At 65.8% G+C, this 20,970-nt stretch carries 19 protein-coding genes; 12 read left to right on the top strand and 7 right to left on the bottom strand.

The window, feature by feature from the left end; all coding sequences use genetic code 11:
- Window positions 1–81: 81 nt before the first annotated feature.
- Entirely contained in the window at window positions 82–441 is a 360-nt protein-coding gene (locus tag JOF56_RS53970) for a hypothetical protein (RefSeq protein WP_209647178.1), read from the bottom strand.
- Between the two features lie 113 nt (window positions 442–554).
- On the opposite strand from JOF56_RS53970, the gene JOF56_RS53965 reads away from it, so the two are divergent.
- Window positions 555–2,594 (top strand): hypothetical protein, encoded by a 2,040-nt coding sequence (locus JOF56_RS53965; protein ID WP_209647176.1) that lies wholly within the window; start codon window positions 555–557, stop codon window positions 2,592–2,594.
- Here the strand turns inward: JOF56_RS53965 and JOF56_RS53960 are convergent.
- Genes JOF56_RS53960 through JOF56_RS53950 form a run of 3 tightly spaced genes read right to left on the bottom strand, consistent with a single transcriptional unit; the run spans window position 2,560 to window position 6,974 of the window.
- Window positions 2,560–4,770: a N,N-dimethylformamidase beta subunit family domain-containing protein gene (locus tag JOF56_RS53960; protein WP_209647175.1), complete on the bottom strand. Its 2,211-nt coding sequence runs from the start codon at window positions 4,768–4,770 to the stop codon at window positions 2,560–2,562. The genes JOF56_RS53965 and JOF56_RS53960 overlap by 35 nt on opposite strands.
- Before the next feature lie 17 nt (window positions 4,771–4,787).
- Window positions 4,788–6,197, bottom strand: a complete 1,410-nt coding sequence (locus JOF56_RS53955) for an APC family permease (RefSeq protein ID WP_209647174.1) — start codon at window positions 6,195–6,197, stop codon at window positions 4,788–4,790.
- Between the two features lie 12 nt (window positions 6,198–6,209).
- Window positions 6,210–6,974 carry an AfsR/SARP family transcriptional regulator gene (locus JOF56_RS53950; RefSeq protein WP_245378794.1) on the bottom strand — a complete coding sequence of 255 codons (765 nt, stop codon included), beginning with the start codon at window positions 6,972–6,974 and terminating at the stop codon, window positions 6,210–6,212.
- Between the two features lie 267 nt (window positions 6,975–7,241).
- Between JOF56_RS53950 and JOF56_RS53945 the strand changes: the two genes are divergently transcribed.
- From JOF56_RS53945 to JOF56_RS53915, 7 genes are all read left to right on the top strand, one after another.
- A complete protein-coding gene (locus tag JOF56_RS53945; RefSeq protein ID WP_209647173.1) occupies window positions 7,242–8,120 on the top strand; it encodes a UbiA family prenyltransferase in 879 nt (292 codons plus the stop codon).
- Between the two features lie 59 nt (window positions 8,121–8,179).
- The gene (locus tag JOF56_RS53940) at window positions 8,180–9,247 is read left to right on the top strand and encodes a sensor histidine kinase (protein WP_209647172.1); all 1,068 of its coding nucleotides are present in this window, start codon (window positions 8,180–8,182) and stop codon (window positions 9,245–9,247) included.
- Window positions 9,244–9,906 carry a response regulator transcription factor gene (locus JOF56_RS53935; protein WP_209647171.1) on the top strand — a complete coding sequence of 221 codons (663 nt, stop codon included), beginning with the start codon at window positions 9,244–9,246 and terminating at the stop codon, window positions 9,904–9,906. The genes JOF56_RS53940 and JOF56_RS53935 overlap by 4 nt, the downstream gene beginning before the upstream one ends.
- A gap of 69 nt (window positions 9,907–9,975) precedes the next feature.
- A complete protein-coding gene (locus tag JOF56_RS53930; RefSeq protein WP_209647170.1) occupies window positions 9,976–10,179 on the top strand; it encodes an MbtH family NRPS accessory protein in 204 nt (67 codons plus the stop codon).
- Window positions 10,180–10,187: 8 nt separating this feature from the next.
- Window positions 10,188–10,655 (top strand): hypothetical protein, encoded by a 468-nt coding sequence (locus JOF56_RS53925; protein WP_209647169.1) that lies wholly within the window; start codon window positions 10,188–10,190, stop codon window positions 10,653–10,655.
- Window positions 10,648–11,268 carry a helix-turn-helix transcriptional regulator gene (locus JOF56_RS53920; RefSeq protein WP_307855699.1) on the top strand — a complete coding sequence of 207 codons (621 nt, stop codon included), beginning with the start codon at window positions 10,648–10,650 and terminating at the stop codon, window positions 11,266–11,268. The genes JOF56_RS53925 and JOF56_RS53920 overlap by 8 nt, the downstream gene beginning before the upstream one ends.
- 19 nt (window positions 11,269–11,287) lie before the next feature.
- The gene (locus JOF56_RS53915; RefSeq protein WP_209647168.1) at window positions 11,288–12,040 is read left to right on the top strand and encodes an IclR family transcriptional regulator; all 753 of its coding nucleotides are present in this window, start codon (window positions 11,288–11,290) and stop codon (window positions 12,038–12,040) included.
- Window positions 12,041–12,045: 5 nt separating this feature from the next.
- Here JOF56_RS53915 and JOF56_RS53910 read toward each other — a convergent pair whose 3' ends face one another.
- The 3 genes from JOF56_RS53910 to JOF56_RS53900 form a co-directional block, all read right to left on the bottom strand.
- Complete coding sequence (locus JOF56_RS53910) at window positions 12,046–13,386, bottom strand: class II 3-deoxy-7-phosphoheptulonate synthase (protein ID WP_245381152.1); 1,341 nt, start codon at window positions 13,384–13,386, stop codon at window positions 12,046–12,048.
- A gap of 201 nt (window positions 13,387–13,587) precedes the next feature.
- Entirely contained in the window at window positions 13,588–14,616 is a 1,029-nt protein-coding gene (locus JOF56_RS53905; protein ID WP_209647166.1) for a methyltransferase, read from the bottom strand.
- Window positions 14,617–14,619: 3 nt separating this feature from the next.
- A complete protein-coding gene (locus JOF56_RS53900; protein WP_209647165.1) occupies window positions 14,620–15,528 on the bottom strand; it encodes a phytanoyl-CoA dioxygenase family protein in 909 nt (302 codons plus the stop codon).
- Window positions 15,529–15,772: 244 nt separating this feature from the next.
- Between JOF56_RS53900 and cmdF the strand changes: the two genes are divergently transcribed.
- The 4 genes from cmdF to JOF56_RS53880 are packed head-to-tail and all read left to right on the top strand — an operon-like array spanning window position 15,773 to window position 20,944.
- On the top strand, window positions 15,773–17,389 hold the full coding sequence (gene cmdF / locus JOF56_RS53895; protein WP_307855698.1) for a tyrosine 2,3-aminomutase: 1,617 nt from the start codon (window positions 15,773–15,775) through the stop codon (window positions 17,387–17,389).
- A gap of 11 nt (window positions 17,390–17,400) precedes the next feature.
- Window positions 17,401–18,501: an acyl-CoA synthetase family protein gene (locus JOF56_RS53890; RefSeq protein WP_245378793.1), complete on the top strand. Its 1,101-nt coding sequence runs from the start codon at window positions 17,401–17,403 to the stop codon at window positions 18,499–18,501.
- Window positions 18,501–19,904: an aldehyde dehydrogenase family protein gene (locus JOF56_RS53885; protein WP_209647164.1), complete on the top strand. Its 1,404-nt coding sequence runs from the start codon at window positions 18,501–18,503 to the stop codon at window positions 19,902–19,904. The genes JOF56_RS53890 and JOF56_RS53885 overlap by 1 nt, the downstream gene beginning before the upstream one ends.
- Entirely contained in the window at window positions 19,904–20,944 is a 1,041-nt protein-coding gene (locus JOF56_RS53880) for an alcohol dehydrogenase catalytic domain-containing protein (protein ID WP_209647163.1), read from the top strand. Before JOF56_RS53885 ends, JOF56_RS53880 begins: the two co-directional genes overlap by 1 nt.
- The last annotated feature ends 26 nt before the right edge of the window (window positions 20,945–20,970 follow it).

The following is a 20,970-nucleotide window of genomic DNA, read 5'->3' as shown; positions in this document are numbered from 1 at the left end:
GCGGCGGTATCGGGGCTGCATAGACTGGGAAGGGGCGGTATCCGTTAAGGCCTGTTTCATATCTGGCGGTGTGCATGTCGGTCACCTCCGGCACTTGCTGAAGACTTTGTTTATTGCCGCGTCGAACGCTGCCTTGTCCGCGGTCCGCGCGGCGGCGATAGAGTCCCTGGCGGCGTCGTGGCACGCGCGCAGATCGGTGTTCACGGTGCTCAGCCGGGTCCGCTCGATATCGAGTCTGCCTATTGTGGACTTGATGTCGGCCAGTCGTGCGTTCTCGCCGGCAATGGAGTTCCCGGTCGTGCCGATCCGTTCCTCCACCTGGCGGATGTCGTCCTGTTTCTGTGCGTACAGCACAATGAATAACGCCGTTGCGGCGACCAGTACACCGACCGCGACCGCGAGTGAGATCACTGTTGCGCGCCGCGCGAACCGTTGCTCCATAACGTCCTCCCGTCCTGCGAAACCGGACGAGGGCATCATCGCGTTCAGTTGATACTGCCCAGAAGAGGAACGTTCCGCTGCGAATCGTGACATCGGTCCGTGAGAATCGCGGTATGACTGAGACGGCCCCGGAGGATGCCACCACCGTACCCGTCGATGACGGTCGGCCGCACGCACCGGGCGTGGCCGGGTTCGTCGCTGTGGCGGCGGCGCTCGCCGGCACCGCGGCTTTGGTGCTGTACGGATGGTCCTTGGCTGAAGGCTGGCAACTGTTGATCGCCCTCGCCATGATCGTCACCGGGGTGGTCGTGGCCCGGCCTGCCGCCGACCCGGACGTGCGACGGACCTGGGTGCTCGGCCGATGGGTGCTGACGGGGATCGGCGTGGCCGGCGTGGTCCTGGGGACGTACCGGGCCGGGATCGCCCTGGTCGCGCTGTCCATTCCGGACAGGACTTCCTTGTTCGGCGCACAGCCGGCGATGCCGCCGCCGGTGGTTATTCTCTTACTGCTGTATGGGGTTCCACTGATCGCACTGATCATCCTCGCGGTGCGGGGGCAGGCAACGGGCTTGGTAGGTGCCGGGCTGATCGTGCCGGTGCTGGCCGTGTCGATCCTCGCTGTGGCGGGCGCCGATGTGTCGGTGATCGCGATCGTGTCGCTGGTGGTGGTGGTCGCGTGTGTTCCGGTCGCGGTGCTGTCGGCGTCAGCCTGGGGCAGCTTCGCGATCCTCATCGGTTTGATGGCGGCGTCGTTCGCGGTCGGGGCCGGGGTGTCTCCGTTCGGCACATTGACGACAAGTACGTCTCGTCCTGCGACGAGGGCGACTGAGGCAGAGGAAGCTGCCGGAACGCTCCCGGACGGCTTGGTGCCAGTGGTGCTCGTCGTCGCGCTCGGGGCAGCGGCCGTACTGCTGGCTCTCGCGGTAGCACGCCGGGATGTCGCCGGCGGGCTCGTCGGGGGCGCGCTGTTCTCTGTGCCTCCGGCCCAACTCCTGATCTCCACGCTGATGACAGGGGAGGCTCTGCACACCAGCAGGTCCCTTGCGCTCGCGGCGATTCCGCTCGTTGCGCTGGTGCTCGGGCTGGCCGGGTGGCGGGCTTCAGCCCTGCGGGACGCGATCGCACGGATCTTGCGGCTGCCTGCCGCGCACCCGGCCGGGTTCGCCGCAGCGGCCGGGATCGCCGCAGTGGTGCTGATGGTGCACAGCCTCGCCGCCTTCGGCTTGCCCAGCAGGGTTGCCGGCGTGATCACGCTGGTGGTGCTGGCCGCCGCGATACTGCTGGCAGTGCGGTTGCCGGGGACGCCAGGTGCGGTGCTGGCCGGAGTGTCACTGGTCGGTCTGCAGCTCGGCTCGCCGTGGCTGCGTGTGTTCAACGGCGACCAAGGCGTGAGCAACGGCTTCCTGGGGTGGAAGATTGCCGCGATTGTGGGACTGATCGCCGCCATGGCCGTCGCGGTTGTGCTGATCATCCGCCATCGGCAGGCCGGAGTCTGGGCGGCGGCTGCCTACCTGCTCGCCGGATCTATCGCCGAGGTGCTGTGGACGCTGTTGGGTGCCGAACGGGTGATGTTCGGCGGTGCGGGTGAGATCGAGGCGTTGCTGGTGCTCGTGCTGCCGTTGCTGCTGCTCGGCGTGCCCGCGGCCGTCGCGGCGCTACGTGGCAGCGCCGCCGGTCAGGCAGCCGGAGCTGTGCTGTTGGCGGTGGGTGCGTTCATCCCGTTACAAGCCTTGACCAATGAGCTCCCCACCAAAGGCAACCCTGGCGCCGAGGTCGCGATGCGGATGTCGCTGGCCCCGTTCGTCCCGACCAACGCCCAGGACGTGTCACGGCTGCTGGAAGCCGGCACACCGGCACTGCTCGCCATCCTCGCGATGATGTTGCTTTCCTTGGCACTATTGGTATCCACGGTCAGGCGGCCGTCCGGATCCCTTACCGCCGCCGTCGTACTGGCCCTCGTGGTCGCCGCTCAGAGCATGGTCGTCTGCGCAGCCGAGATATGGGGCGTGGACGGCACTGACCTCGCAGTGGGAATCTTCGCTGCCCTGGCCGCAGCTCTCGGCATAGCCGCAGTGATCGCCACAGCCATTGCCAGCGGCCGGCGCGAAGAGTTCTGGCTCATGTCAGGAAGCGCTCGAGAACGTTCCGAGTGACTTGGGAGACAGTGTTGTCGTTGTTGTTGTAGGACAGGCAGCCGCACCAGGCGATTGAGCCGGTTGAGAAGACTGCGCCGTCGTTGGGGTAGTCCAGCAGGACCATGTCCGCCCGGACGGCGTCGTTGACCGAGCCGCCCTGCGCCGAATCTGACACCATGATCTCTTCGCTGCAGTGCTGGTAGGAGTCGGGGAAGCCGGTGGCGGACGCCAGCAGTGCCGTTCGCCAGGGTGTGCCCAGGGCGTGGTCGGCGCGGTCGATCTCGAAGCCCGCGGCGCCGTGGCTGCAGATCAGGCCTGGGTGGTCGCCGATGAGTTCGTCTTCGCCGATGCCTTCGAATACCCACTTCACTTGTGGGGTGTAGGAATCGGGGCAACGGGTGTAAGGGCGGCCTGGGCCTAGGCCCTGGGCGGTGAAGCCGACGCCCACCAGGCGCTGGGGTGGGCGGTCTCGGTAACGCCACAGCCCGCCTTGTTCTCCGGTGAAGCTCAGGTTTCCTTCGCCGGGTGCGGATTCCCAGATGCGGGTCGACGGGGGACGGCGACGGATCTCGATTGTCCGGCCGTGCTCGGGATCGAGTTCGGTCACCCAGTAGAAACCGTTGCCGGACAGGTTCATCAGTCGCCCGCCACCGTTGAGATAGTCGCGTACGGCGTCCAGCATTGAACGCGACCAGTACTCGTGGTGCGTTCCCGTGAGGACCACCTTGTATGGCGAGAGGAGCTCTGTGCCTTCTCGGTAGAGGTCCTCGTCGGTGACGACGTCGACGTCGTAGCCGAAGTCGTGGAGCCATTTCACCAGGCACAGATCGGCCGCGAGCTGGTGCAGGGCTCCGCTTCCGCTGTCCAGAGCGGGTTCGACGTAGCCGGGTCGCATGGTCAGTACCGGAAGTGCCCGTGATGAGTAGCAGACACCGGAACCGTCGGAATGGTGGTCGTAGAGGCTGTTGAGCCGATTGTCCACAATGAACTTGTCGGCGGGTGTAGTGGGGTAGCCGCGTGCCATGGCTGCGCCGTCTGGTCCGGCGGCTGCTTCGAGCATGCCTTTCAGCCCGCCTGCGGTGAGCATGTGCTGGTTGGCGTAGGCGAGGTAGCTGAAGGTGGGCAACACAAGCAGGATCCTGGCCGACGGTGCTCCGGTATGTGGCCGGACGACAAAGGGGATGTCGTCGGATTCCACGTGCAGTGTGTACACGCCGCTGGGCATGTCGTCTGGTACGCGCCATTCGACGGACGGTTCCCAGCCTGCGTCGTCGAGATCGTCGTCATGGAAGTGGATGGCACCGTACTGTTCTGGCGCGTGCCGCCAGTCGCTTTCGATGCCGTCCCAGTTGTGCCCGGTCATGGCCCTGGTCGGACGCTGCACTGTCACGCCGTGCAGACCCCACACTGAGCGGTCGACGACACGCGTGGAGCTGATCCCCTCGGCGAAGTCCCATGCGGCGAGGAGTCCGGGAACACCGGTCGGGTCGCCGCCTGCCTGGAGATACGCGATCTCCTCGTCGTCGAGATGACGCTCGAACAACCGGGGCGACTCGAGCTTCCCGTTGTACAACGCACATGCCGCAGGCCCGTCGGCATCGCGGAGACGGGCGGCGAGGGTGATCATGTTCGCGGGCAGGTTCGTCCCGTCAACGGCGCTCAACCGGCCGGTGACTCCCTCGGCGAGGTCCGGTGCGTTGCTGCTCACGGGCTCAAGGACAATCGTCGCCATTCCCGAAGCAGCATCATACGACGCGACCACGAAGTACCAAGTGTGCAACGCAACGGGCCGAGCGAGCCGGATTCCACGAGTCAGACCGTTCGGTTCCCTGACGATCAACGAGAGACACCCCTTGCGGAGCAGCAATTCGAACGACGATCCGTCGTCGGCGCCCAGCGCCACCACGGTCTGCTCGTCCTTGTCCGGTGTGGTCGGCCGCATCCACAGCTGAACCGTGAAGCTGCAGACCTGTGCCACTCTGGCCGGCTGGACCTTCACGTACGAGCCGGTGTGCAGCCGCTGCTCGACTCCGCGGAATTCCGCGTCCACCGAGCTGGGCACGGGCAGCCTGGAGTCGTTGTGCAGCAGACGGACCAGAGACGCCCGGAAGGCAGGCGACCGGGAGCTGACCATGAACTTGATCGTCTGGCCCGGTGCCACGCTGAAACGGTCGGGGTAACCCACGATGTCCATGGGAAGTCCTCTGTTTCTCAGTGTCGTTCGCCAGTAGTGGTCCCAGTAGTGCTCGCTGTGAGCCGCACGGTGTGCCTGCGAAGAGCCGCCACAACCGCCGCGACGAACGCGACAATGGGGATGAGCAGGGGAAGAAGCGCTGACGCGGGACCCGTGATGCCGGTGAGGACGCCGAAATTCACGACGGCGAGCACGATTCCGGCCGCAAGGCCCAGCGCGCCGAGCAGTGGCGCCACCAAAGTCCGCCAGAGCGAGGATCCGGCACGGTGGCGGAAGAACGCGATGACAGCCAAGGATGCCGCGGCCTGCAGCACGAGGATGCCCAACGTGCCCAACCCCATGAGCCACGCGAAGAGCTGCTTGAACGGGTCGACGCCAGCGATCACGAAGGCACTCAAGGCAACCAGGGTGAGCACACTCTGCACCACACTCGCGCGGTGAGGGCTTTGGAAGCGGTGGTGGGTACGGCCGAGCTGTGCCGGCAGCAGACCTCCGCGGCCGAGGGAGAACATGTACCGGGTCAACGTGTTGTGAACTGCCAGCATCACCGCGAAAACGCTGGTGACAACCAGGATCTGCATCAGATCAGTGGAGAACTGACCGACGACGGCGGTGTTGATGCCGGTGACAAAGGTGACCGGGTCCGCGGCCGCACGGGCCATGACCACATCCGGGCCGTAGGCTTGGCCGATCGCCCATGTCGTGACCGTGTAGAAGATTCCGATCAGGACGACGGCGACGTAGGTCGCACGCGCAACCGTGCGGCGCGGGTCGCGGGCCTCTTCGCCGTAGATGGTCGTGGCCTCGAATCCGACGAAACACGTGAAGGCGAACAGCAATGCGATGCCCGGGGCACCGGAGAACGTGTTCGCGGGGTCGAAAGCTGTCGTGTCGATGCCACGGCCGACGATCACAAGGTCGAAGACGACCAGGATCAGCACCTCGGCGATCATGAGAACGCCGAGTACCTTCGCGGAGAGGGTGATCTCCAGATAGCCCAGTGCCCCGGTCAGTGCCAGTGCGATCACCGCCGGCACCTGCCAGTCGGCATCCCAGCCCCAGCGGCTCAGCAGGTCTCGTGCGAACACGCCGAACTGGCCCAACAGTCCCAGCAGCAGGCAGTTGTAGGCGAGCAGTGCGATTCCCGCGGAGGCATGACCGGCGCGGGAGCCGAGTCCCAGCGAGATGTAGGCGGTGAAGCCGCCCGCGCTTGTGACGTGACGGCTCATGGTGGCGTAGCCGACTGCGAAGAGCAGGAGAACCACGCTGGCCACCAGGTACATGCCAGGTGCGCCAACGCCGTTCGAGGCGAAGACGACCGGGCCTGCGCCCAATGTGGCGCCGAGCGGTGCCGCAGCGGCCACGACGAAGAAGACGATGCCGGACGTACCAATCGCCGATTTCCTGAGCTGTCCCGAGGTGCTCATCGAAATCCCGCCTCACGCCGCGACGGGCACGCGCAGTTCGCCGCGTACCGCCCGGGAGTAGATACGGCTTGTCGTGGCGGTGGGTGCCACATCGAGGTCGTCCTGCAACCGCCGGACACACAGCTTGTGCCAGTTGCGGACCTGGCCCAGCTCACCTCGCCGGCCGTGCGCGAGCATGAGCGTCTGGTAGGTCTCCTCGTGGTACGGGTCGATCTCGATGATCCGGCGGCACAACGTGATCACCGCGGGATGGTCTCCCCGGCGCAGCGCGTCCGCGCGCAACCAGCTCAACGCGTACAGGACAAGCGCCCGATCGCATTCACGTTGTGCGGTAACCCAATCCGCTGTCTCGGATGCCAGCAGGTCACCGCGGTACAGCTCGACCGCTTGCCGGTAGCACCGTGCTGCGCGGGCGAAATCGCCCGCGTCCTCGGCGATCCGGCCGGCGTCCAGGCACACGTCGAATTCGTCCACGTCGAGCCAGAGGTCGTCGGCCCGCAGGACGTAACCGTTGGTGTGGCCGGCGATTTCGGCACCGGGACCGGCCCGTTTCAGGACCTGCCGCAGGGTGTGGACAGCCACCTTCAACGAGCTGTCCGTCGTGGACGGTTCGCGGCCGGGCCACAACACCTCGTAGAGTTTCTCGCGGCCGACGGTGTGTCCGCGGTTGAGCAGCAGGTATTGGAAAAGGCCTGCGATCTTGCCGCGCGGCTGATCAACCGGCTCGTCGCCGATGTGCACCGAGAAATCTCCGAAGAACCGCACTCGCATCGTCATGACGCCATCCAGTCCGTGGGCCGGGATCAGTGATTTGTCCCGACGCTAGAAGGGATTCGGCGCTCATATCAAGACAACTGCCCGGCTCGGTGGAAGTGATCGGCGCCGAAGGTGGTATGCGAATGTCACGAAAGTAGTAGTGACCGGCGAGAGGTCGTAGCCAACAGGTGCTTATCGATGCTGCATGAGCGCGGGCCCGAAGGGTAGTAGTTCACTATGAAATTCCTTACACACCCTGATCATCGGACGGCTCCCCTGTGGATTCGAATGCCCCGGTTCGGATATCTGGCCTGGGTGGAGGCGCGTCCGGTCGTGCAACTCATCTTCCAGCTCCGATTCGCCACCGGCGTGGTGTTCGGCACCGGATCGGCCATCGGGCACAACTTCCGTCCGGGAATAGCCGTGGCCGCACTGGGGTGGCTGGCGGCCACCTGGGCGATCTATCTGATCAACGGTGTCACCGACATAGCCGAAGATCGCGAGAACGGCTCGCAGCGGCCCATCGCACAGGGGCGCCTGCCGTTGTCCGCGGCGACGACGATCTGCTGGATTCTCGTGGCGCTGGCTGTCGCGTGTTGTCTCTTCGTGTCCGTCCACATGGCGGTGCTGGTCGCGATCATGCTCGCGGTCGGCTGGGCGTATTCGATGGGGCCGTGTCCGTTCAAGATGTCAATGCCTGGTTTTCTGGCTTCGGTGACCACTCTTGGGCTAGTGACCTATCTGGCAGGCTGGTGCGCGGCGGGTGGCGAATGGAGCAATCCGTTGCTCATCTTCGGCATCGTCATGTCGCTGTGGATGGGTCTGGTCGGATCGACCAAGGATCTTCCGGACACCGAGGGTGATCGTCTGGCCGGCCGCAGGACGCCGCCGATCGTGTTCGGCCAGCAGCGCGCCCGTGCCCTGATCGCGATCCTGGCCAGCGTGGTGGGCTGGACGTTCCTGATCGCGTCGGCGACCGCGCGCTGGGCGGGTGGTCTGCTACCCGCGGCTGTGGTCGTCTGTACCGGTTCGATCGCCGTGTCGGTGGTGTTGCTCTCCGCGATCAGCCGCGGCGATCGGCGCGTCCGGCGCAGGCCCTATAGGGTTTTCATGACCACGCAGTACGCGACACACACAACCCTTCTTTCTGCGAATGTCGTGCCTTAGCATTTCTGGTGCCGCCCGCAGTTGTTTTGGTGTGGCCGAAAACGTCGGGTGGTTGCGAGTTGGCAGGCGGACAAGACAAGATCACCATCGAGTTCACCTCGTCCGTACGGCAAAGGGCGATGGATACGCTGTCCCGGCGTTTGCGGGAACTGCGCAGTCCGCTCATCGAGAGCGGGCAGGCCGCCGACCAGCTTCGTTATCAGCTCGGCTCGGTACTCGACGACGTGGAGAGCATCGGCGATGCCACTGCGGCCGGTGATCTGCGCGCGGCACGGCTGAGCGAGGAGATCGGTGTCGCCCGCGCGATGCGTGGTGTCCATCCACTCGAGTCGGTCCAGGCGGCGATTGAGATGTTCCAGGTGCTGCTTCCCGTGGTGACCCGGGAGTTACGCGATCGTGGTGGCGGTGCGGCGGCGATAACCGCGGCCACCGAAGTGTTAAACCTGGCAATCATGCGCCGAGTCGGCTTCGGTGCGGTGTCGTATGCCAGTTATCTGCTGAAGAAAGTGAACAACTCCCACCGGGACGAACGGACTCGCATCGGGCGGGAACTGCACGACCGCGCCGCGCACTCGATCGGTGTGGCACTGCAGAATCTCGAACTGCACGATGTCTACCAGTCCCAGGATCCCGACCGGGCCCGCGAGAAGATCGAGGCCGCCCGCGGCATGATGCTGGACGCGCTGGACGCTGTTCGCGAGACCGCACAGGAACTTCGCGACTCGACCACCGAGCACGGCGGGCTCTACCAGGCCGTGGCCAACTACGCCGAATCGCACATACCGGCGGGCATCGAAGTGGACGTGGCGGTCGCAGGCGATCTCGCCGCGCTGCCACTCGAAGTGTCCGAAGAGCTGTACATCGTCATCCGGGAAGCCGTCCGCAACGCGGTGCTGCACGCGAGTCCCCACACGATCCGGATCGATGTCGAAGTGCGGGAAGGCAAGACCTTGGCCAAGGTGGAGGATGACGGCAGCGGTTTCGACGTGGCGCTGACGCCCGCGGGAATCGGCCTGCTGTCGATGAGCGAACGGATCGAGCTGCTGGGCGGAGCACTCATGATCACCAGTACTCCTGGCGACGGAACGACTGTCTCGATGACCGTCCCGGTGACGGCCGAGCCATGACGGATCCGGCCTGGCAGATTACAGTCGCGATCGCCGACGACCACACGCTGTTCCGGCTGGGCCTGCGGGAACTGCTGACCACGGACCCGGACGTGCGGATCGCCGGCGAGGCGTCCACGGGTGATCAGGCCATCACCGTGGTCCGCCAACGGGATCCCGACGTCCTGCTGCTCGACGTGCAGATGCCGGGGCCGGGCGCGAAAGCGGTGATCAGCCGGTTGCGGCAGCTGTGCCCGCGGACCGCGGTCGTCGTGCTGACCATGCACGAATCCCCTGCGGTCGTCAGCGAGCTGCTGGAGGCGGGCGCGGCCGCCTACATGGTCAAGAGCATCGGCCGGGAGGAGCTGTTGGCCACCGTTCGCTCGGTGAGCCGTGGACAGCACAATGTCCTGCTTTCCGTCCCGCGCGCCACAATGAAGTCGCTCGAGCACGCGCAGGAGCCGCAAACCCTGCTGTCCAAGCGTGAACTCGAGGTGCTCGAGCTGGTCGCCACGGCACTGAGCAACGCCCAGGTCGCCGCCAGGCTGTTCATCAGCGAGGGCACCGTGAAACGGCACCTCACCAACACCTATGCGAAGCTGCACGCCACATCCCGGGTCGACGCGATCAACCGGGCGATCCAGCTCGGCCTGATCAGGGGCGTCGACCAGGACGGCTAACCAGGGCCTAACCGGGCGCGCATACCTTGCGGGGGACCGAAAAACAATCGGACCCGAGCAGGACTACGCATGAAACCCGCGGCCACTCCGGCGTTCTACCGAGTCGTGGTCAACCACGAAGGTTGCTACTGCATCTGGCCCAACGACATCGCCCTGCCCACGGGGTGGCGGCCGATCGGCTTCTCCAGCACCGCCGAGGTCGCCCTCAACCAGGTCGGCGAGTTGTGGCACCAGAGGATCAGTCAACCGGGTGCGGACAACGGCGACCGGTAGGTGGTCTCATGCCAAGCCATGCCACCGACTTCCGGTTCTGCACCGAGCGGCTGGGCTGCCCGGTACGGCACGACGACCAGACCGGCGAGGCGTTCGCCTCGGCCGGTGCCGGCCTGGACGCGATCGTCATGCCCGCCGGATTCGGCGGCCTGGTCCAGAAGTCCCTTCGGATGTCCATGTTGGACGGACCGGTGATCGCCAGTCCGGACCGGCGTGGGCTGGTCTTTCTCACCCAGCCCGCCAACACGTCGTGCCCACGCGTACCACCGGACCTGAGGCCGTTCGGCGTGTGGCTGGTACCCGCGGGTCACCAGGTGCTGCTGCCACAGCATCTGAACGGTCATCCGGACTGGTCCTGGTGGGTGCCACCGTCGCCGCGCCGATCGCTGATCATCTGGTCCACCGTGATCGGCACTGCCCGGCGGGTCGCCGCCATGTACATGGCCGAGCAGGCATTGGAGACACATCGTGACTGACGTGAAAGTGCTTGTGCGTGCGGTCGACCCGTTGGTCAGCACGGCTGTCAGCAGTCATCTCGACTCGCGGCCGGACGTCGAGGTCGCGGTCGGATCGGATTCGCCGGTGGACGTCGTCGTGCTCATCACCGAGCGGATGACCGCCGAAGTGATCTCGACCTTGCGCCGTGGCAAGGCATTCCTGGACGCGGCAGTGGTACTGATCATCGACGAGATCAGTCGTACCGATCTGCTTACTGCTGTGGAATGCGGTGTCGTCGCTGTGCTTCCGCGCGAGGCGGCCACATGCGAACGCATCGAGGACGCGGTGACCACCGCTGCCACGGGCGGCGGCATGCTACCTACCAATATTTTGGGCCATCTGCTCAAGCACATCGAACACATCCAACGCGATGTCCTGCTGCCACACGGCCTGCACACATCCGGCCTGATCCCGCGCGAGATCGACGTGCTGCGGCTGCTGTCGGAAGGCCTGACCACCGCGGAGATCGCCACCAGGCTGTGCTTCTCCGAGCGGGCCGTGAAAAGGATCATCTCCGATCTGACCAGTCGGCTCGGGCTACGCAACCGGCCACACGCGGTTGCGTACGCGTTGCGTAAAGGCGTCATCTGACCAACAGAAAGGCAAACACATGGATACGACTACCTCCCCGGGACGTCCACTGCGCCGGGCGCTCACTGTCCTGCAGGTACTGGCCGACGCGACGGAGCCGCTCACCCTTTCCGAACTCGGCCAGGTGACCGGTGAACCCAAGTCGACGCTGCACCGGATCACGCGTGTGCTGACCGACCTCGGTCTGGTGGCCCGCATGGAGTCCAAGTCCTACGTTCTGGGGGACTACTTCTTCCAGCTGGCGGCCGGCCGCGGCCAGGCCAGGGTGCAGGACCTCAGCGCGCAGATCACCCCGTTCCTGCTGGAGTTGTTCCACCGCACCCGCAAGATGGTCGGCGTCGGGATGCTGTCGGGCCCGAACGTCCACCATGCCGGGGTCCTGCACGACCACCGCCACAGCCGGCTCGCGGCCGCCTGGCAGCGCCCGGTACCGGCGCACTGCTCGGCGGCCGGCAAGCTCCTGATGGCCAAGACCCCGCGCGGTGCGGCGAGCCTGAACACCCAGGTCGCCTACACACCCTGGACCATCACCAGGCCCGAGCGGATGCGCCGGGAGTTCAGCCAGATCCGGAAATTCGGCCTGTCCTACGCCAGAAGCGAGTACATCACCGGCATGGTGGACGTCGCGGCGCCCGTGTATCTGGGAAACCCACAGCCGGTCGCGGCCATCGTGGTGGCCGGTGCGGTCGACCACACCGATCTGCGGAGTCTCGGGCCGCTTCTGCTGGCTGTCGCCGGTTCCATCGAGGAGAACCTCGCCCAGGCGTGCTGACACCGTCAGCCGCGCAGCATTTCGGCGACGAGGAACGCGAGTTCCAGCGACTGCTGGGTGTTCAGGCGCGGGTCGCACGCGGTCTCGTAGCGGCCCGACAGGTCGGTGTCGCAGATGTCCTGGGCGCCGCCGAGGCACTCGGTGACGTCCTCACCGGTCAGTTCGACGTGGATGCCGCCGGGATGGGTGCCCAGCTTGCGGTGTACTTCGAAGAAGCCCTGGACCTCGTCGATGATCCGGTCGAAGTGCCGGGTCTTGTAGCCGGTCGGGGACTTCTGCGTGTTGCCGTGCATCGGGTCGCACTGCCAGATCACCTTGTGGCCGGACGCCTCGACTTTCTCGATGACATCCGGCAGGACGTCACGCACTTTGTGATTGCCCATCCGGGTGATCAGGGTCAGCCGGCCCGGTTTGTTGCCCGGGTCGAGCCGTTCGGCGTATTCCACGGCCAGTTCAGGCGTCACATCGGGACCGATCTTCAATCCGATGGGGTTGGCCAGCAGTTCGGCGAACGCCAGGTGCGCGCCGTCGATCTGCCGGGTCCGTTCGCCGATCCAGAGGAAGTGCGCGGACAGGTCGTAGAGTTTCGGTTCGTCGCCTGAGGTGTCCATCCTTAACAACGCGCTTTCGTAATCCAGCAACAGTGCCTCATGGCTGGCGAAAACATCGGTCTGGTCGATGGCCGTGTCGGTTACGCCGCACGCCTCCATGAATCGCAGACTGCGTTCGATTTCGGCAGCCAACTCCTCATAGCGTTCGCCCGCGGGCGACATACGCACGAAGTCCTTGTTCCAGTCGTGCACCATCGACAGGCCCGTCATCCCGGCGCCGGTCAACGCCCGCAGCACATTCATGGCCGCGCCCGCGTTGGCGTGTGCCTGCATCATCCGTGACGGGTCTGGCACGCGCGCTTCGGGCGAGGCTTCCTGCGAGTTGACGATGTCACCGCGATAGACGGGCAAACCTTGTGCGTCGGTGGTGTTGGAGCGAGGTTTGGCGTACTGGCCGGCGATCCGGCCGACCTTGACCACCGGCAGACTTGCGCCGTACGTGAGCACCACGGCCATCTGCAGCAACGTCCGGATGTTGCCGCGGATGTGCGGCTCGGTGTTGCCCGCGAACGTCTCCGCACAGTCCCCGCCTTGCAGCAGAACGGCTTCTCCGTTGGCGACCTGGGCAAGGTGTTCGCCCAGTCGGTCCACCTCAGCGGGTACGCTGATCGGAGGCGCTTTCCGCAGCAACGCGCAAACAGCACGCACGTTGTCCTGATCCGGCCACTCGGGCTGCTGCGCGGCCGGCCTGGCCAACGCTTCCGCTACGGCCTCGTTTACGTTTGACGGCAACAGAGGCGGCTCGTCGGCAGTGTGTGCGTGTGCCTTTCCATTGCCCGGGTCGCCGCCTGGCCTCAGTGGTCGTCGCTCCAGTATGGACAGGTGGCCCTGTCCGAAGTTGTGGAATTCCATCGGAATCACCTGCGTCATTGACGTTGGTCACGTGAGCCGCGAGGACGACCTCGCGGCTCACGTGCGGGGGAGCGTTGTCAGAGGTCACGGCTTGCGGCCGATGACCACTCCGTTCGCGGCCGGTGCGGTGAAGGGACGGACCTGCACGTCGACGAATCCGGCTTCGGTCAGCCAGGACGAATACTCGTCGCCGGTGTAGTTGCGCCCGAACGTCTCCACGAGCATGGCCAGGCTCATCAGGGCCGCGTCCACCGGTCCGTCCTTGGTGTCGGCGACCAGCAGTTCGCTGATCAGCAGGCACCCGCCCGGTGCGAGGGCGTCGAAACACGACCTCAGCAGGCGCTTGCAGTCGGGCACATCCCAGTCGTGCAGGATCATCGACAGCAGGATGGCGTCCTGGCCGCCGGGCAGTTCGTCGGTGAAGAAGTCGCCTGGTGCCAGGGAGATCCGGTCGTCGAGCCCGGCGTCCAGCACCTTCTCGTGGGTCAGCTTGCACACGAATGGAAGGTCGAAGATCGTCGTCTGCAACTGTGGATACGCACGGCACAGTTCGATGGCGTACGCGGCGCCGCCACCGCCGACGTCCATCAGCTTGCCGGTGGCCGACAGATCGACGGCCTCGGCGAGAGCACGGGCGGTGGGACGGGAGATCGCGCTCATCCCTTCCCAGAAGCTCTCCAGCATCACCTCGTCGTCCTCATCGAACAACGAGCTCTGCCGCTCGCTGTCCCACGCGGTCGGGCGGTTGGAACCCAGTGCCTCGTCCAGCCGCAGCCAGCCTGGATAGTCGTGCCTGGACACGATCTCCACCCAGCCGCCGACGTAGTCCGGGCGGCCACGGACCAGGTACTGCTCGGTCATGGGCGTGTTGCGGTACCCCTCGCCGTGGCGTTCCAGCAGGCCCAGTGCCGCGCATCCGGTGACCAGTTGTTCCACCGGCCGCTCGTGCAGGCCGAGCAGGAGTGCGAGTTCCCGCGGCGTCATGCCGGGAGCCTTGGCGTACCGCCCGAACACGTCACGTTCGTGCGCGGTCACCAGTGTCTGTGACATCCACAGTCCGGAGACCATGTCCATGATCGGCAGGACCGATGCGGATTTCTTGGCAGTAGTCATGGTCTACCCCTGAACGGTTCGGGAAGCGACGGATTTGCTCCACTGCTGTGCGGTGTTGTTGGCGGCCTTGCCGGCTGCCTGCGACGGCACGATCGGTGTGTCCGCCTTGCGGCCGAACAGCACGTCCATCGGCTCCTCGATATCGCCCGCGTAGCCCATGGCGAAACAGCCCTGCTGGTAACCGATCACCTTGAGCAGGTCCTCCGGGAAGGTGCGGGCCAATTCCGGCGGGGCCACCAGATACTGGTTCTCCTCCTGGCGGACCCAGCCCGCGCAATAGCTCAGAATCAGACCCCGCCGGACCTCGTCGGTCAGGTTGGTGCCGCCGCCGTGCACCACCTTGCCGGTGAAGATCAGTACCGATCCCTTTGTCATCTCGATGGCGATGGTGTCGTCGTCGCTGGCCTCTTCGGCGTCCAGCGCGTCACTTCCCGGAATGAACCGGGTTCCGCCGTTCTCCTCGGTGAAATCGGTCAGTGCCCAGAAGAACTGGCACATGACGTGGTGGTCGGTGGCGAACGGGAAGAAATCCCAGATCAGCTCGTCCTTGTGCAGCTTCTGGGCCACCGAGCCCGGATAGGCGCTGATCAGCTGGGTCTGCGAAAGCTGGAATTCGGTCGACGACTTGAGCAGCTCACCCGCGGCGCCGAGGCACAACGGGTGCACGACCAGGTCGCGTATCTCGGCCGACCGTGCGACACCGCTGCCGGTCCGTTTGGTGGTCTGGCCCGCGAACGCGTCGGGCCCGAAAGGCGTGGCGTCGATGTACGGCATCATCTCGCTCAACAGCTTGTCCACGGTTTCGGGCGTCAGCACGTTCTCGACGATGACATATCCGTTCGAGCGAAGGCTGCTTGTTATCTCGTCAAGAGGCGCGTCCTTGCTGAATCGGTCGTTGGTAATAGTTGTCATGCCTCATGGTTACCGGGTGGCATAGGTGTGTCCGAAGGCGAGAACGGGCTGTTGTCCCATGGGGCCTCTCGTCCGGGCACTTTCCGACCGCCGATCTGCCTGTGGGTTCCGGAAACCGGAAACCGCCGTTGAGTCGGCCGGTCTGTTCTCTTAGCTTCGTCAATGGAAATGCGAATCCGAATCCGACACCTATCAGGTTCGTGATCTTCCCGGCCGTCATCCCTGATCTTGGAGGTATACAACCGTGACCACAGTCAATACAGCAGTGGCGACGCCTGTCGCTTTCGACGGGCGGAACCTGGGCATCGGCGATGTGCGGCGGGTCGCGGAGGAGCGCGTGCAGTGCACCGTGGCGCCCGAGGTGCTGGCCAAGGCGGCCGAGAGCCGCAAGCAGTTCGAGGACATCGTCCGCACCGGCGTGCCCATCTACGGCGTGACCACCGGTTACGGCGAGATGATCTACATGCAGGTGGCCACCTCGAAGGAGGTGGAGCTGCAGACCAACCTGATCCGCAGCCACAGCGCGGGCGTCGGCCCGGTGTTCGCCGAACACGAGGCCCGCGCCATCCTGGCCGCCCGGCTCAACGCCCTGGCCAGGGGGTACTCCGCGGTGCGCCCGGAGGTGCTGGAGCGCCTGGCGTTGTACCTCAACCTGGGGATCACCCCGGCGATCCCGGAGATCGGCTCGCTCGGCGCCAGCGGTGACCTCGCGACCCTCGCGCACATCGCCGCGACGGTGATCGGCGAGGGCTACGTGTTGCGGGACGGCCAGCGGGTCAAGACCGACATTGTGTTGCGTGAGCTGGGAATTGAGCCGTTGGATGTGCGCTTCAAGGAAGGCCTCGCGCTGATCAACGGCACCTCCGGGATGACCGGGCTGGGGTCGCTTGTGGTCGGTCGCGCGTTCGACCAGCTGCGCCAGGCGGAGATCGTCGCCGGGCTGGTGCTGGAGGCCCTGCGGTGCTCCACGAGCCCGTTCCTGGCCGAGGGCCACGATCTGGCCCGCCCGCACCCCGGTCAGATCGACGCCGCGGCCAACCTGCGCACGCTGCTCAGCGACAGCAAGCTGGCTGTCTCGCACGCCGATCTCACCGATGAGGTGCGCGACAAGCGTTCGCACAACGGCAACGGAGTCTCCCGTACCGAGGTCTACCTGCAGAAGGCATACTCGCTGCGGGCGATTCCCCAGGTGCTCGGCGCGGTCCGGGCCACATTGGACCACGCCGCGGGCACGTTGACCACCGAGCTCAACTCGGCCACCGACAACCCGTTGTTCTTCCAGGGCAAGGAAGTCTTCCACGGCGGGAACTACCACGGTCAGCCGATCGCGTTCGTGATGGACTTCGTCACGATCGCGCTCACCCAGCTCGGCGTGCTCTCCGAGCGCAGGAGCAACCGCTTGCTCAACCGTCATCTCAGCTATGGGCTGCCCGAGTTCCTCGTGGCCAACGAGCCCGGCCTCAACAGTGGCTTCGCCGGCGCGCAGTACCCGGCGACCGCGCTGATCGCGGAGAATCGGACCATCGGCCCGGCCAGCACGCAGAGTGTTCCGTCCAATGGGGACAACCAGGACATCGTCAGCATGGGCCTGATCTCCGCCCGCAACGCGCGCCGGGTGCTGGACAACAACGCCAGGATCCTTGCGCTGGAATTCCTTGCCGCGGCACAGGCGGTTGACGTGTCCGGCCGTCGTGACGGACTGAGCACTGCGGGCCGGGCGACGTACGACAAGGTTCGGTCACTGGTCCCGAAGCTCGAGTACGACCGGTACATGTCCGACGACCTGGAAGTCATGGCCGCGGCGATCGCGCGTGGCGAGTTCCTCGATGCCGTCGAGTCCGCCGGCGTCCATCTGCGCTGAAGGAGACTGTGATGAGGACAGCGGACGCCCTGGCCGTTCTGGACGCTCCGCCCGGGGCCGAAGTGGACCCGGACGACCTGGTCCGGGCCGCCATGCACTGGCACTTCTGCCCGCGGACGGGTTCGCCGTTCTGGCTGGACCGCTTGGACCGGCTGGGTTTCGACCCGCGCACGGACGTGCGCACCATAGCGGACCTGCGGCTGTTCCCACAGACAGTGGACGATCTGCGGGAAACCGCGATCGAGGACCTTGTGCCTCGCGGGTACGACGGAACCGCTGAGGTGGTCGGTGTGTGCGAGAGCGGTGGCACCACGGGCAGTCCGAAGCGCGTGCTGTATCTCGCGGACTGGCTGGATCGCGAGATGACGACAGCCATGCGGGCCATGGACGAACGGGGTTATCCGCGTGGGGTCAACTGGCTTTCGATGGGTCCCAGTGGTCCTCATGACTACTTCGAGCTGACCGGGCAGCACGCCCGTCGCCGGTCGGGCGTGCGGTTCGCGATCGACTTCGACCCACGCTGGGTGCGTCTGTGCCTGCGGCAGGGGTGTGCCGACGAGGTCGACCGGTACCTCGAGCACGTCCTGGCCCAGGTCGAGGACATCCTGCGCACTCAGCGGGTCGGGGCGATCCAGGCCCCGCCGCCGTTGCTGGAACAGCTGGCCCGCAACGACAAGCTCGTGAAACTGGTGCGCGATCAGGTCCAGGTGATCACGTGGTGCGGGACCAGCATGGACCCCAACACCCGGGACCTGCTCAAGGACGAGATCTTCCCGGGAATCGGGCTGTGGGGCCTGTACGGCAGCACAATGGCGCTCGGTGCGGTGTTCGAGCGGCCCGAACTGGATGACGGTGACTGCGTGTTCGATCCGCCGTCGGCGTTCGTCACCTTCGAGGTGGTCGACCCCGGCACACGGGATCCGGTCGCGGTGGGTGAGACCGGCCAGGTCGTCATGCACCACCTCAGCAAGTCGGCGTTGCTGCCCAACAATCTCGAACGCGACATGGCGCGCCGGGTGGCCGCACCACCGGGCCAGGTGGGCCACTCGGTCGCCGGCGTCCAGCCGGTCGAGGCGTTCTCCGGAGTATCGGTGATCACGGGAGCGTACTGATGACTGCCATATGTACTCGGACCCGGCCGATCGACGCCCTCGGCCCGGAAAAGCCATACCGTGCAACGAAACGGCAAGCAGTTCTGGACGTCACAGGGCAGGCTGTCGCCGAGTTGACCCTCGCACCGGCGCTGTACGTGGCGCGAGTGTTGGACCGGCTGCGATCACGGCCTGCCGTGTCGGCGTCGTGGACGACGACTGAGCGCTACGAGAAGCTCCTTGCGGCTGCGAAGAACTTCGAAAGCGCGTCGCTGGGCGGGTTCGACCCGGACGAACACCATCGGCTGGTGGCCCGTACGACCGGCTTGCCGTTGTCCGTGGTCCGAGCCGCGACCGAGACCATCGCGGACGCGGCCAGGAACGCCGTTGGTACCGCTGAACGCGCCCGTCCGCGAGGTGTTCTGCTGCCAGGTCAGCATGTTGCGCCCGGGTCGGCGGCCGCGGTGTGGCGTCGCCGGGGGCACCTGCTCAGTGTGCTCGCGTCCGGCAATCATCCTGCCGTCCATTCGCTGTGGGTCGAGGCAGTGGCGCTCGGGTACCGGGTCGCGATCCGGCCGTCACGTCGTGACCCGTTCACGGCCTATCGGCTCGTACTGGCATTGCGGGAAGCCGGATTCGCTGACGAAGACGTGCTTTTCCTGCCGTGTGATCACGGCACCGCGGACGAGCTTGTCCATAGTGCGGACCTCGCCATGGTCTTCGGCGGGGACGACGTCGTGGGCCGCTACACAGGCGGGTGGTCTCGCACACCGGTTCTGCCGCAGGGTCCTGGGCGGGTGAAGGTGCTCATCACCGGGCCCTGGGAGCAGTTTCTCGACGTTCTGGTCGAATCGGTGAGCGGGTTGGGCGGTGTTTCCTGTCTCAACACCACCGCGGTATTGGTGGAACAGGACGCGGCGGGCTTCAGCAAGGCACTGGCGGAACGGCTCGCCGCGTTGCGGCCGTTGCCACCGGAATCTGAGGAGGCCGGGTTGCCGTGCCGTCCGCTCGCCGAAGCCCACGCGGTTGAGGAATTCGTCAGGCAGCAGGCAGCAGGTGCCGTAGCCGTGCTTGGCAAGGAGGGCATCGCGCATGACCTCGGGGACGGCAGTGCCGCGTTGCGGCCGGCTGTGCACCTGGTCGACGATGCCACGGCTGAGCAGATCGGCCTTGAGATGCCGTTCCCTTGCGTCTGGGTTGCTCCTTGGTCGAAGGAACATGGCGTGGCGCCTCTGCGTAACTCGCTGGTGGTGGGTGTCGCCTCGGAGGATGAGGCGTTGGTCAACGCCCTGCTGGACGAGTCGTCGATCCGCAACGTCTACGGCCTGGACCGGCCGACGTGGTGGCTGCCGCCCGGTATCCCGCATGACGGCTTTCTGGCCGAGTTCCTCATGCGCAGTACCGGTTTGGCGAGGAGGGCGTAATGCGTGCCGTTGTCATACACGACAAGGGGGACGTCCGCGTCGAGGACGTTGCCGAGCCTCGTGTCGTTCAGCCCACGGACGCGCTGGTGCGGGTGGTGGCGGCAGCCGTGTGCGGATCGGACATCGCTGTCCTGCGCGGTTTGTCGCCACTGCCTCGGCCGGTCCAAAGTGGTCACGAGTTCGTCGGGATCGTCGAGGACGTCGGTTCGGACGTGACCACGGTGCGGCCAGGACAGTTCGTGATCGCGCCGTTCAACACCTCCGACGGCGACTGTGCCAATTGTCGCCGTGGCCTTCCGATCGCGTGCGAGAACGGCCGGCTGTTCGGCGAGTTCGGGCCGGACGGCTCGGCTCTGGAAGGCGGTCAGGCCGAGTTCGTACGAGTCCCGTTGGCGGACACGACCTTGGTCGTGGCACCGGCTCCGTCCGAGGCCCTTCTTCCAGCGGTGCTGACCCTCACTGACGTCATGGCAACCGGACATGAGGCAACCATGCACGCGGACGTGCGGCCGGGTGTTGCTGTCGTGATTGTCGGTGATGGCGCTGTCGGGCAGTGCGCCATCCTGGCTTGCCGTCGACTCGGCGCGGAACGGATTGTTGTCATGTCACGGGATCCGCGGCGGCAACTCCTCGCGCGCCGGCACGGAGCGACAGATGTCGTAACGGCCCGAGGTGATGAAGGCGTGGCCGAGATCGTGGATCTGCTCGACGGAGGCAGCGGCCACGTGATCGAAGCAGTCGGCTCGCTCGACTCCATGCGACAGGCGATCGGTTGTGCCCGGCCAGGCGGCCGGATCGGCTACATGGGACTGCCGTGGGGCGTCGAGCTTCCTCTGTGGGAACTGTTCGGCAAGAACCTCTCGCTCAGCGGCGGCGGCGCGAATGTACGCGCTGTAGTGCCAGAGTTGCTGCCCGAGGTTCTCGATGGACGACTCGACCCAAGTGGCGTGCTCGACGCTTCTTTCTCTCTCGAGAGTGCGCCCCAGGCGTTTCAGGCCATGGACACGCGGCAATGCGTCAAGGCAGTACTGCGGCCGTGAAGTGCCCGGCCCGTCGAGAGTGACGG

It is taken from the genome of Kibdelosporangium banguiense, assembly GCF_017876405.1.
GTDB classification, from domain to species: domain Bacteria; phylum Actinomycetota; class Actinomycetes; order Mycobacteriales; family Pseudonocardiaceae; genus Kibdelosporangium; species Kibdelosporangium banguiense.
The sequence above is the reverse complement of the archived record's forward strand: the minus strand, read 5'-3'. Positions and strand labels throughout refer to the sequence as shown.